Consider the following 13,353-nt stretch of genomic DNA (forward strand, 5'->3'; position numbering starts at 1 on the left):
TTATTTATTGCTGAATCACTGTGCCGATCTGATTGTTATATTTTCCGCTCGGACTTTTCTTGATGGTAATCTTTACATATCCTTCCTGTGCCAGCTTATTCCATGTTTTTTGATAGCCTGTTGTAACATCAATCGGGATTTTCCACATCGTCTGTTTTCCTCCGCCAATCTGGTTAAACCAAGGAATGACATCAGCCGTTTGAGACTTGAAAGGTAGTAAATTATTCAGGACATCTATTTCATAGTAGAAATCATATTTATTTTCAGGCTGATTTAAAGCTCTTTGTGAGAAAGTATATACATATCCATTGATGATCGGGCTTGTAAAGCTTCCTCCTAAAGTAGGAACGCCTGTTCCGTCATAGCTGCCAATAGCGCCACTATACCTGTCGAATTTTTGCCCTGCCTGAAACGGGACATCATCAACGATATTGTACCCGCCGTTTGCAGGAGGCCAACCACCATTAAGATTATTAGCGTTGAATAATGCTTCTAACTCACTCCATTTCCCCAGTTTATACAAATCAAATGCCTGATTTCTGATGGCCTGGCTTACAGTTCCGGTCGGATCGTAGGTTAAAGCGAATTCATCTGCGTTTTTATAGAACACATGGGTAACGACTCCCGTAGGGTGATCAGTTTCTTCATTGTCCGAACTACAGGCAACTGAAAATAATACAGTTGTCAATAAAAAGATGTACTTAAATAAATGTTTCATGGTAAAAGTTTTTATAGTTATTTTTTTAAAGCTGTTCTTTAATTTAAAATATTGGTTTTATGAAATAAGCTTACTTCAACAATTTATCATTGCAGGATCATTTTGAGAAATAAAAATTAGGATGAGAGGCTTATATGTTATGAATTGAAAGACCAATATAAGAATGTATCTAGCCTGATCGAGTAACGGTACAAAGAAATTTGAATGATAAATTTAAATTAAAATTTTTAAATTTTAATGAATTTTATTTAAATAAATAATTATAAGTAAATTTTAAACACTTATGCGTTGTTTTTGAAGTTTAATTTGCATTGTAAATTTCCGTGGGAATTTTTAAAATCATCTGGCATAAAAAAAGACTGCCCGAAGGCAGTCTTCCAAAGTATTTACTTAATGGTTATTAATTTTTAATGAATCTCTTGGCAGCTTCTCCAACCTGGATCATATAAGCGCCTTTGATAAGTCCGCTTACATTTACACTACCTCTTTCCAATTTTCCTGAATTGATTAGTTTTCCACCCATATCGAAGATTTTATAATCTTCTGACGTCGTGTTTGAAATATGTAATATATCTCTTGCAGGGTTTGGATATAACTTGATATCAGTGATCAGATCTTTGGTATCAGTAAGCTCTCCTCTTCCTGAAGAAACGATATTCAGGGTATAATCTTCAACCTGACCATAAGTATAAGCTTCACATGAAGAAGTAGGTATAGAACTATACTTCATCATGACTCTCATTCTTGTAGCACCAACAGTTGCAGTTGCAGGGATAGTAATACTTCCTGTTACAGGAGTAGTGGTAGAACCCGCTTTAGACCAAGCTAATTCTCCGCTGTCCGTAAAGTCACCATCACCGTTGTAATCAATATATACAGCATAAGCTTCGCTGTAAACAGTTGAAGTCCATGTTGGAGTTATTGAGATAGTGTAAGCGCTTCCTCTTGTTACATTGGTGGAAACTGAAGTGAAGTTTTCATATCCCGCAGTTCCTGTTGAAGTATTGTTAATAGTTCCGAATTTCACATTTCCAATTCTTTCATCTGCTGTATTGCTTGCAGAAGAAGAGCAGTAAGTTACCGTACCTCCGGAAAGTGTTGTAACGCTTACTGTATTACTTGAAGGCGATACATTTCCTGCTGCATCTTTAGATTTAACACTAAAGCTGTATGTTGTGGCAGGTGTTAAACTTGTTACCGTATAGGTTGTAGATGCTGTGGAACCGATCAATGAAGCACCTTGATAAACATCGTAACCTGTAACCGCCACATTATCCGTAGCGCCGCTCCAGGAAAGATTAGTCGTAGTAGATGTAGTTCCGGAAGCTGCAAGGGTAGGAGCCGTAGGAGCTACCGTATCTGTGCCTCCTGAACCTGCATTTACAGTGATATTTGCATTGTTTACATCAAAGAAAATATGGTTGGATCCTTTTACCATAATTCTTCCTGTTGTCGTAGACAAATTTGGAATAGTTACAGCCTGCGTTCCATCATTTGGAGTTCCGGCAAGAAGGGTAGTCCATGTATTTCCGCTGTCTGTTGACCAAAGGATATCTACATTCGCCGCATTTACATTATTGGCTGTTGTTCCCGCCACATTCCATGTTACGGTTTGTGAGCTTCCTCCTGAATAGGTAGTAGCTGAATTTTGTGATGAAACACTGAAAGGTCCTGCTGTTGCATTTACAGTAATCAGGGCATCATCAGAATTATTTCCTGAACCTCCGGCTCTGTTATCACGAACGGTAAATCTGAAATTTAAAGATCTTGCTACATTGGACAGTGCTTCCACTGTAATTTCTGAACCTGCAGTAGTAGTGCCTCCTGTTAAGATGGATGCCATTCTTGGGAAATATCTTGTTGGAGAAGTGGTAGGGGTCCATGATCTGAAAGTAGGACCTGATGCTTTGGTAGCACTTGCTGCAGAGCTTGCTCCGGTTTGGGATGATGATGCATTATCCATCTGTTCCCAAATGTAAGTTAATGAATCTCCGTTAGCATCAGTTCCTGTTCCCGTAAGCATAAACGGTGTTCCTTTCGGAATGGTATAATCAAGGCCGGCATTCGCTGTAGGAATGGCATTTCCTGTAGAAGTGCTTACCGGACATGTTTTAGCTTTAATATTATTGGTAATCTGCTGAATGCTTATCGCATGGAAAAATGCATCGGAATGAGGTTGGATATCCTGAGCAGTAATCCCTGCATAGCCCATAATGGTTGATCCTGAGCCCGGTTCCATATTAGCACCGGTTCCTTCATTATTCATAGAGAAGGTATGGTTTCCTCCAAATTGATGTCCCATTTCATGGGCAACATAGTCGATATCAAAATTATCTCCTGAAGGAATAGCGTCTGCCGGTGAAGTATATCCGCTTCCTTTTGAACCGTTTGTGCAAACACATCCAATACACCCAGCGTTTCCGCCACCTCCGGAAGCTCCGAATAAATGCCCGATGTCATAATTGGCTTCCCCGATCACTGAAGTCAGTGTGCTTTGAAGCTGTGAATTCCAGTTGCTCATTCCTGAAGCTGCAGAATAGGGGTCTGTAGAAGCATTGGTGTAAATGACAGCGTCATTGTTGGCGATCAGAACCATTCTTGCTGCAAAATCTTTTTCAAAAACACCGTTTACACGGGTCATTGTATTGTTAATAGCAGCAAGAGCATTTGCTTTAGTACCTCCAAAATACGTTGTATATTCTCCTGTAGTTGAAAGAGCTAACCTGAATGTTCTCAGCTTGGCATCATCTGCATTCGGTCTGGCAGTTTGGGTATTATTGGATACTCCTTTTTGAGCTACGTCGATAACTGTACATTCAAATTTATTGAGATCGTCTTTTTTGTCCGATTTTCTGTATACAACATAAGACGAAAGATCTTTGGCGTAGGGTTCAATAAAAACTGCAGATTTGTCACCATAAATCTCCATAGAAGAAAGACCAAGTGAGGAAATACTGAAATAAACTGTTGAATTGGAATCCGTCAGGCCTTCACCTACATAAGATTTAATATCCGGATATTTCGCAGCTAACTGAGGGTCAAAATTTGAATTTTCTCTTACTTTAAAATTCTCCATCTTTCCTTCAGAATTAGGAAAAGAAATGATAATTTCTGATTTTTCTCCCGGGGCAAGCCTTTTTGGAGCTCTGTTGAGAGCGTTTTTTAATCCTTCAAAATCTAGACTATAGATTTTCGGATTGTTAATTGAGGTTTTGTTTTCAAAAATTTCTGAAGGTGCTTTTTTTGAACCTTCACTCCAGAGACGATCAGTCTGCGCGAAAGAAATGCCCGTAATAAGAAGCATTCCAATCATGGATAGTTGTTTTTTCATAAATTATTCATTTAGATTGTGGAATATCAAAGCTAATAAAAAATAATTTACGAAAAACAAAAATATTTAAGAAAAATTTAGAGTATACATCTAATTTATTATGCAATACATTGAAAATATATTATCTCAAAAAAAGAAAATAGCATACGCAAAATACGTATGCTATTTACTTATCTTAATATAAGTCTAAATTTACATCTGGTCGTCAGCAGTCGGTCCGTATAAACCAGGAACGGTATTTCCTGTTGCTCTCAGATAAACAATCAGCTCACCTCTGTGATGATATAAGTGATTGTATAAAAAAGAACGGATCACCTGAATTTTTGGCATAGGAGGAAAAAGTGCATTTCCACCCATTTCCATTTTCCATTCGTTAAAATAGTTGCCTTCATCTGAATTTTCTAAAACTTTCTGAGCTTTGGCAACGTTTTCTTCAAATTTTGCTAAAATATTCTCGGCTTTAGAAATATCACCTTTGTCATATTGATAAGTTCCCATATCAAAAACATCAAGATTAAAGGTAGAATCATACCAGTTATACACTTCTGCAATATGAGAAGCTAATTGTCCGGTAGTCCAGTTTTTTTCAGATGGCTTCCAGTTTAAAGCACTATCAGGAATTGCTTTTAAAAGATTTCTTGTGCTTTCTGCTTCATGCAGAAATTCACCTAGGAGGGCTTGTTTGATCATTTGTGAGTGTATTTAAATTATTTTGTAATGTCTCTTCCTATTACCAGTCTCTGGATCTCTGATGTACCTTCACCGATAGTACATAATTTAGAATCTCTGTAGAATTTCTCAGCAGGGAAGTCTTTTGTATATCCATAACCTCCGAAAATCTGAACAGCATTGTTGGAAATTCTTACACAAGCTTCAGAAGCATACAGTTTTGCCATTGCTCCCTCTTTGGTCATCTTCTGCTTAGCATTTTTCAATGTTGAAGCTCTCTGAATCAAAAGTTCAGCAGCATCAATTTCAGTAGCCATATCTGCCAGCATAAAGTTGATAGCCTGGAATTCAGCGATTGCTTTTCCGAACTGATGTCTTTCTTTAGCATATTTTAAAGCCGCTTTATAAGCTCCTCTTGCAGTTCCTAAACTTAATGCTGCAATAGAAATTCTACCCCCGTCCAGAATTTTCATAGCCTGTTTGAATCCTTCTCCTACTTCTCCCAAACGATGTGAATCCGGTACACGCACATTATCAAAAATAAGTTCAGCGGTCTCAGAAGCACGCATTCCCAGTTTGTTTTCTTTCTTTCCTGAAGTAAAACCAGGCATTCCTTTTTCCAGAACGAAAGCAGTAGAGTTATTTTTAGCACCTATTTCACCTGTTCTTGTCATTACTACGGCAATATCTCCTGAAATAGCATGAGTAATAAAGTTTTTCGCTCCGTTGATGATCCACTCATCACCGTCTTTTACAGCAGTAGTAGACATACCTCCTGAATCAGAACCTGTATTGTGCTCTGTTAATCCCCATGCTCCGATCACTTTTCCTGAAGCAAGCTGCGGAAGCCAATTATTTCTCTGCTCTTCATTTCCAAATTCATAGATGTGATTGGTGCAAAGTGAATTGTGTGCTGCCACAGAAAGACCAATTGATGGGTCTACCTGAGAGATTTCATCCAGAATAGTAACATATTCATGATAGCCTAAACCGGAACCTCCGTACTGCTCAGGAACTACAATTCCCATAAATCCCATTTCTCCCAACTGGTGAAATAAGTCTTTTGGAAACGTTTGGCTCTCGTCCCATTCCATAATATTCGGTCTGATATTTTTCTCAGCAAATTCTCTTGCTGTTTCTGCTATCATTTTAATGTTGTCAATAGTCTCTGTGTTCATATAGATAAAATAGTTAGTTCCCAAAGATAATTAAATTGACGGAAAGCCAAAAATAATTATTTAGCTCATAGGGCTATATACGCAATATTTTAATAATCAATTTTTTATATTTTGATAATTAATGATTTTTTAATAAAAAATTCAGAACTTCAAGTGTTTTAATTTACTATTTTAGTCACCCAATTTTTAAGGATGAAAAAACTTTTACTACCTGTCATTTTAATTTCATCATTTGCTGTTGCCCAGGCTCCTGCCGGTTATTATGACGGAACAGTAGGGCTTACAGGCTATGCACTGAAATCTAAGCTGCACGATATTATTTCTGAAAAAAATGTCAACTGGCATTATGGTGATTTACCCAATCTATATAATCAGACAGATCTGGATAAATATTATGATCATGGACCAGCCAATACTACTATTTTATTGGATATTTATTCAGAGATCCCTTCCGGCCCTGATTCTTATGAATATACATCAGCCAGCTTAATAAGTACTTCAGGTGCTGAAGGATTGGGATACAACAGAGAACATGTAGTTCCGCAAAGTACTTTTAACAGTGATTATCCTATGTATTCTGATTTACATTTTGTGATCCCTACGGATGCAAGAATCAATCAGCTTAGAAATAATTACCCTTATGGTGTCGGAAATTCCACGGTTCATTATACATTTACAAACTCATCCAAAATTGCCAATAGTGCTATTCCCGGTTATATTTATACGAATAGAGTGTATGAGCCTGTGGATGAATTTAAAGGAGATGTTGCTAGGATGCTGCTCTATTTTGCTGTAAGATATGAAGGTAAACTGCCTTCATTTAATTACTCAACCAATATTAATCCTGCGATAGACCGATCTCCCCTGGATGGAACTGCAGAACGGGCTTTTGATCCTGCCTATATTTCGATGCTTCTTCAATGGCACCTTCAGGATCCTGTATCTCAAAGGGAAACAGACCGAAATAATGCCATTTATACCATTCAGAAAAACAGAAATCCTTTTATTGATAACCCTCAATGGGTAAATTCTATTTGGGCGCAGACCCCTGATGCTTTGTCGCCACAGGCTCCTTTAAATTTAAATTCCATTCAATCCGGAGCTTATTTTACTCATTTAACATGGTCACCAAGTACAAGCTCAGATGTTATCGGATATAATATTTATCAGAATGGCATTTTATTAACCACCACAAAATCTACATCAATAGTTATTGATCATCTGACACCTTCTACCTCTTACTCATTTACGGTAAAAGCATATGATCAGGGCTACTTGCAGTCTCCTGACAGTAATGCAGTTACTGTATCCACATCAGCTGCAGATACAAATTCAAAGGATCTTTTTATCGTTAAATATATTGAAGGGACGGGTAACAACAAAGCTTTGGAAATTGTAAATAAGACGGGCCATGAAGTAGATTTAAACAATTACAGCATAAAAGTACAATATTACAATAGTGTAAATGATTCTTATTATTTTGGTAACAGTTTTGAACTTGAAGGAAAAATACCTAATAACGAAAATTTCGTCATTCTAAACCCTAAATCTGCATTATCATGTTACACCAATAATGATGCACGCTTTCTTACAGCAGGTGACGCTTTGACTTTTGCAGGAACCCAATATGTAGAGCTGGCCTATAAGTCAGCAACAGTTGATGCTATAGGAAGCAAGTTTGTAAGTAATTCATACGGAGATGTTTCTCTTTACAGAAAAGCTACGGTAAGCCAGCCAACAACTACTTTCACTGTCGGTGAGTGGGATTCCTATCCCGCAAATTATTGTCAGAATCTGGGGGGAACCTTATCTGCAACCGATCTGATTACTTCCAACAAAGAGTTTAAAATATATCCGAATCCTGTTCATGATGATCTTTTTGTAAGCGGAGAAACTCAGGATATAAAAACAGCTCAGGTATTGGATCTTTCGGGGAAAGTAATTTATACAGAAAATGATCCGTTCAGAAATAAGAAAAATATTTCCATACAGAATCTTTCAACAGGATTATATCTCTTAAAACTTGATGATAAAACGTATCAGTTTATCAAAAAATAAGTAAATGTCATTGCGAGCGGAGCGAAGCAATCTCATAAAATATACTGATGAAGTTATTATTTAAAGCATCATTGATATAAGCAGATTCACTAATAATCAATATCTATAAGTGTTTCTGCTTATATTTTTTATTTATAAGTAATTATGCTTATATTTGCATAATGATAGCGGTCATAACCGGTGATATTATAAATTCACAGCATGCAGACACAGAAGTTTGGATCACCAGACTCAAGAATCTCCTGGAAAACTGGGGAAGCTCACCACTTGCATGGGAAATCTACAGAGGAGATGAATTTCAGTTCAAGTGCAGTATTGATGAAGTATTTTGGCGTTTTCTAGCCATTAAGTCCCTCATAAGAAGTCAGGAAAATTTAGATGTAAGAATTGCAATAGGCATCGGTGAAGAGAATTTTTCCTCTGAAAAAATCACCGAATCCAACGGAACGGCCTATGTACATTCCGGAAGACTGCTCAACGACCTTAAAAGTGACGGGCACACCGTTTCTATAAAAACCTCAAACGAAGCTGTAGACAGGGATCTGAATATCCTTCTGAAATGGTCTTCAAAAGATTTCGACAGCTGGACGGTAGCCACGGCAGAGATCATTCACGAAATGATCATGAACCAGGATATCACACAGGAAGATCTCGCCAGAAAATTTGCTATTTCACAGTCCTCGGTAAGCCAGAGACTGAAACGCGCCAACTACGACCTTATCGTAGAAACTAATCAATATTTTAGAAAGAAAATCTCAGAACTGTAAGCATGATTTTTACTAAACTCATATTGGCACATCTACTCGGAGATTTTATTCTTCAGCCAAATTCCTGGGTTGCAGATAAGGAACGCCGTAAGCTGAAAAGCCCATATTTGTATCTTCATGTTCTGATCCATACCGTTTTAAGCTTTGTTTTTCTCTGGAATACAGATCTGTGGTGGGTTTCATTGCTTGTCGGGATTACCCATTTTATTATTGATGCCTCAAAACTGATCTTCCAGACTGTAAAGAACAAGAAAAGATGGTTCTTCATAGATCAGCTGCTGCATATTCTTGTCATTGCTGGGATCTCATTTTATTTCAAAGAATTCAGTTTTGATTTTCTGCAGAATCAGCAATTTTTGAAAATATTGATGGCTGTATTGTTCCTTACAACACCGGCTTCAATTTTTATTAAGATAGCATTGTCTTCCTGGACTCCGGCCCCGGAAACACAAAGCAGTATACAAACCGAATCTCTGTCGAGTGCAGGAAAATATATAGGAATTTTGGAACGTCTCTTGGTTTTCACCTTTATTATGGTGAATCATTGGGAAGGTGTGGGTTTTATGGTTGCTGCCAAATCGGTTTTCAGATTCAGTGATCTGGCACAAGCTAAGCAGAGAAAACTGACGGAATATGTGCTTATTGGCACATTGCTGAGTTTTGGACTGGCTGTTTTAACAGGAATTTTAATTAAGTAATATAAAATAAATCTAACTAATACGAATTTAGAAATGGAAAAGAAAGAAATGTTGTACGAAGGTAAGGCAAAACAAGTATTTGCTACCGATAATCCTGATCAAGTAGTAGTACGTTTTAAAGACGATGCTACAGCATTTAATGCTCAAAAAAGAGGATCTGTTGATTTGAAAGGTGAAATGAACAACGCCATCACAACTTTGATTTTTGAATATTTAAATGAAAAAGGGATTAAGACTCATTTCATTAAACAATTGAACGAGAGAGAGCAATTGGTAAGAAAAGTATCAATCATTCCTTTGGAAATGGTGGTAAGAAACTACTCTGCAGGAAGCATGGCTCAAAGATTAGGAGTGGAAGAAGGAATTAAATCTCCGGTTACCATTTTCGATATCTGCTACAAAAAAGACGAATTGGGAGATCCGCTTATCAACGATCACCACGCCGTTTTCTTAGGTGCTGCAACCTATGAAGAGCTTGATGAGATGTATGAGCTTACTTCTGATATCAACGAAATCCTGATTGATCTTTTCGACAAAATGAATATTATCCTGGTCGATTTCAAAATTGAATTAGGAAAAACTTCTGACGGTGAAATTATCCTGGCAGACGAAATATCTCCTGACACTTGCAGACTTTGGGACAAAGACACCATGAAAAAGCTGGATAAAGACAGATTCAGAAGAGATTTAGGAGAAGTTACCGAGGCTTATGTAGAAATCTACAACAGATTGAAAACTTTACTGAATAAGTAAAGTTTAGAGGTTAGAAGTTAGATATTAGAGGTTAGTATGAAATCGCACAGGATAGAAGATCTTAAAGTTTGGAGTAAATCAATGGCTTTGGTAAAAGAAGTTTATTTGGTGACTACAGAATTACCAAACGAAGAAAGATTTGGCTTATTGTCTCAAATTAGAAGATGTGCTGTTTCAATACCTTCTAATATTGCAGAAGGAGCAGGAAGGAATAATAAGAATGAATTTTATCAATTTCTCGGAATTGCGTTTGGTTCAACATATGAATTGCAAACTCAGTTGCAGTTATTAATAGATTTAAATTTTATTTCTGAAACTAAAATTCTTCCCTTAAAAGAACTTTTAGCTGAGATACAGAAAATGATTTATTCATTAAAGACAAGTTTAAAATTATAATTGAAGTTAACTTAGACTAATTTCTAACATCTAATATCTAACTTCTAATTTAGAAAAAATAGAAATGAAAAGTTTAGACATTCATAAAAGTGAATATTTAAAACAATTTGAGACTCAAACCTACGGAAGAAATCTTTTCAGAACGCAGGAAGAAGAAAGATTGGACGCTCCGAATGAGGAGTGCGGAATCTTCGGAATGTATTCTGATAATGATCTTGATACGTTTTCTCTTTCGCAGTTCGGGCTTTTTGCTTTACAGCACAGAGGTCAGGAGGCGTGTGGTATTTCTGTTTTAAAAGACGGAAAAATTACCAATATGAAAGATGAAGGTTTGGTTTTGGATGTTTATAAAGAGATCCAGGATCCTGAAGCTTTTATGGGAAATTCTGCAATCGGACACACTCGTTATACGACTGCAGGTGACAAAAAGAAGTATAATTTCCAGCCATTTTTCGCGAAAAACGAATATGACCAGATTATTCTTTCTATAGCGCATAACGGTAACCTTACCAATGCGAGAGAATTAAAAAATGAATTGGAAGCTGAAGGCGTAGTTTTCAGAGCTACTTCCGATTCTGAGGTTATTTTAAGATTAATTCAAAAAAATCTTGATTTAGGACTTCGCGGAGCCATTAAGGCGACCATGGAGAAAATTGAAGGCGCGTATTCCGTAGTGGGAATGACAAGAAATAAATTCTTTGCTTTCAGGGATTTCAACGGAATCCGTCCGTTGGTTTTAGGAGCTGTTGACGAAAAAACTTACGTTGTTGCTTCCGAATCTGTTGCATTGGATGCCGTAGGTGCCCAGTATGTACGTGATATTTTACCTGGTGAAATCATTTATACGAATGAAAACGAACCGGGTAAGCTTAATTCTTACATGGTCAATGAAGCGAGAGGCAAGCAAAGGATCTGTTCTTTTGAATACATCTATTTCGCAAGACCTGACTCTACTTTAGAAAATATCAATGTATACGAGATCAGGGAGAAATCCGGTGAAAAGATCTGGGAACAGGCCCCTGTAGAAGCTGATGTAGTAATTGGAGTTCCCGATTCAGGAGTTCCGGCTGCTATTGGTTTCTCCAAGGCCTCAGGAATACCTTTCCGTCCGGTTCTGATTAAAAACAGATACATTGGAAGAAGTTTCATTGTTCCGACACAGGAAATGAGAGAAAGGGTAGTGAACCTTAAGCTTAATCCTATCATTTCTGAGATCAAAGGCAAGAGAGTTGTGATCATAGATGATTCTATTGTAAGAGGTACCACTTCCAAAAGATTAGTAAAAATTCTGAAAGATGCAGGAGTAAAAGAGATCCATTTCAGAAGTGTTTCTCCACCTATTATTGCTCCATGCTACTTAGGAATAGATACCCCTTCGAAAGATGATCTGATTTCGGCCAACATGACTACCGAAGAGCTTAGAGATTACCTGGGGGTAGACTCTCTGGAATTTTTAAGTACAGACAGCCTGAAAGAGATTTTAGGATCTTCCAACCACTGTTTCGGATGTTTTACAGAAGAATATCCGGTAGGAAAAGGAGAGGAGGTAGAATTGTTTAATTAATATTCTATCCATTTGAAATAAATGAAAGAGCCAGATTTTTATATCTGGCTCTTTTTGTTTTTATAAATGTATCAAAAGTTTAATATTCCTGTATCATACAATATAAAAGCAAGTTTTAATTTTATGCTATTAAAACTTCATATGAAAAACGTATTCTTAACAGGTATTTTTCTGGTATTTGCCCATTTGTATTCCTCTCAGTCTTTCGATAAGCAGGCACACCGCGGAGGAAAGTCCTTATATCCCGAAAATACAGTTCCGGCTATGAAGAATGCTCTGAAAATGAACATCACAACGCTGGAAATGGATCTTGCTATTACAAAGGACAAAAAAGTAATCCTTTCCCATGACGCTTTTCTTTCTCCCGAATTAGTAACAAAGCCCGATGGAACTTATATTCCCAAAGACTCAGGTTTTTACTATAAAATTTATGATATGCCTTATGCTAAAATTCAAACATTTGACGTAGGCTTAAAGAAACTTGATAACTATCCTGATCAAAAGAAAATAAAGGCCCAAAAGCCTCTCTTTTCAGAAGTAATAGATGCATGTGAGGCTTACTCCCGTAAATTGAAAAGACCTTTACCTTTTTATAATATAGAAACCAAAACACGTCCTTTTTCTGACCATATATTTCATCCTGAACCAAAAGAATTTGTAGATCTGATGATGAGCATTATTCTAAAAAAAGGAATTCAGGACCGGGTAATCATTCAGTCGTTTGACCCCAGAACACTGGAAATCATTCATAAGGAATACCCTAAGATCATGACTGCTTTGCTGGTGGAAAAAGTTGATGATAAAAAGTTGGCACAACAGCAGGCTCATTTCAAAAATATTCCTGCAGAGAAATTCAGGCAGTATCCTGATCATCTGAATGGTGTATCAGGAGATATGAAATTTCTGAGTTTTACCCCAACCATTTACAGTCCTGATCACACACTTGTTACTTCAGAGCTTGTACAGGAATGCCATGCGTTGGGTATGAAAGTTATACCATGGACTGTCAATACCAAAGAAAGGCTAAAAGAATTAAAAGACATGGGAGTAGATGGAGTGATCAGCGATGATCCACGAATATTCTAATAATTTGAGTTATGCGGGTACGGGTTTGAGAGTCAGTGAGTTTTGGGTGCCGTTGACAATTGGTATAAGACTCATTATTCTAAAATCACTTTCTACGTCAGTAAAAACGAAAGTCCGGACTTAAAATTTTTAAGT

At 37.0% G+C, this 13,353-nt stretch carries 11 protein-coding genes; 7 read left to right on the plus strand and 4 right to left on the minus strand.

Features of this window, described 5'->3' with window-relative positions; all coding sequences use genetic code 11:
* Positions 1-4 precede the first annotated feature (4 nt).
* From ACTJIV_RS13410 to ACTJIV_RS13425, 4 genes are all read right to left on the minus strand, one after another.
* Positions 5-718, minus strand: a complete 714-nt coding sequence (locus ACTJIV_RS13410; RefSeq protein WP_440628044.1) for a hypothetical protein — start codon at positions 716-718, stop codon at positions 5-7.
* Positions 719-1,118: 400 nt separating this feature from the next.
* Positions 1,119-4,049 carry a reprolysin-like metallopeptidase gene (locus ACTJIV_RS13415; RefSeq protein WP_440628046.1) on the minus strand — a complete coding sequence of 977 codons (2,931 nt, stop codon included), beginning with the start codon at positions 4,047-4,049 and terminating at the stop codon, positions 1,119-1,121.
* A gap of 192 nt (positions 4,050-4,241) precedes the next feature.
* Positions 4,242-4,739, minus strand: coding sequence for a DinB family protein (locus ACTJIV_RS13420; protein WP_111953314.1), 498 nt, complete (start codon positions 4,737-4,739; stop codon positions 4,242-4,244).
* Between the two features lie 17 nt (positions 4,740-4,756).
* Positions 4,757-5,896: an acyl-CoA dehydrogenase family protein gene (locus tag ACTJIV_RS13425; protein ID WP_440628048.1), complete on the minus strand. Its 1,140-nt coding sequence runs from the start codon at positions 5,894-5,896 to the stop codon at positions 4,757-4,759.
* A gap of 192 nt (positions 5,897-6,088) precedes the next feature.
* Here ACTJIV_RS13425 and ACTJIV_RS13430 point away from each other — a divergent pair, with 192 nt between their 5' ends.
* The 7 genes from ACTJIV_RS13430 (at position 6,089) to ACTJIV_RS13460 (ending at position 13,218) form a co-directional block, all read left to right on the plus strand.
* Complete coding sequence (locus ACTJIV_RS13430; protein ID WP_440628050.1) at positions 6,089-7,954, plus strand: endonuclease; 1,866 nt, start codon at positions 6,089-6,091, stop codon at positions 7,952-7,954.
* Between the two features lie 161 nt (positions 7,955-8,115).
* Complete coding sequence (locus ACTJIV_RS13435; protein ID WP_111953320.1) at positions 8,116-8,721, plus strand: SatD family protein; 606 nt, start codon at positions 8,116-8,118, stop codon at positions 8,719-8,721.
* 2 nt (positions 8,722-8,723) lie between these two features.
* Positions 8,724-9,419: a DUF3307 domain-containing protein gene (locus ACTJIV_RS13440; RefSeq protein ID WP_440628053.1), complete on the plus strand. Its 696-nt coding sequence runs from the start codon at positions 8,724-8,726 to the stop codon at positions 9,417-9,419.
* A 33-nt stretch (positions 9,420-9,452) separates the two neighbouring features.
* The gene (purC, locus tag ACTJIV_RS13445) at positions 9,453-10,172 is read left to right on the plus strand and encodes a phosphoribosylaminoimidazolesuccinocarboxamide synthase (RefSeq protein ID WP_047402036.1); all 720 of its coding nucleotides are present in this window, start codon (positions 9,453-9,455) and stop codon (positions 10,170-10,172) included.
* 36 nt (positions 10,173-10,208) lie between these two features.
* The gene (locus ACTJIV_RS13450) at positions 10,209-10,568 is read left to right on the plus strand and encodes a four helix bundle protein (protein ID WP_111953324.1); all 360 of its coding nucleotides are present in this window, start codon (positions 10,209-10,211) and stop codon (positions 10,566-10,568) included.
* Between the two features lie 64 nt (positions 10,569-10,632).
* Entirely contained in the window at positions 10,633-12,132 is a 1,500-nt protein-coding gene (gene purF / locus ACTJIV_RS13455) for an amidophosphoribosyltransferase (RefSeq protein ID WP_111953326.1), read from the plus strand.
* A 141-nt stretch (positions 12,133-12,273) separates the two neighbouring features.
* Positions 12,274-13,218, plus strand: a complete 945-nt coding sequence (locus ACTJIV_RS13460; RefSeq protein WP_336379440.1) for a glycerophosphodiester phosphodiesterase family protein — start codon at positions 12,274-12,276, stop codon at positions 13,216-13,218.
* Positions 13,219-13,353: the final 135 nt, after the last annotated feature.

It is taken from the genome of Chryseobacterium sp. 22532, assembly GCF_052044665.1.
In the GTDB taxonomy this organism is placed as follows: Bacteria; Bacteroidota; Bacteroidia; order Flavobacteriales; family Weeksellaceae; genus Chryseobacterium; species Chryseobacterium lathyri.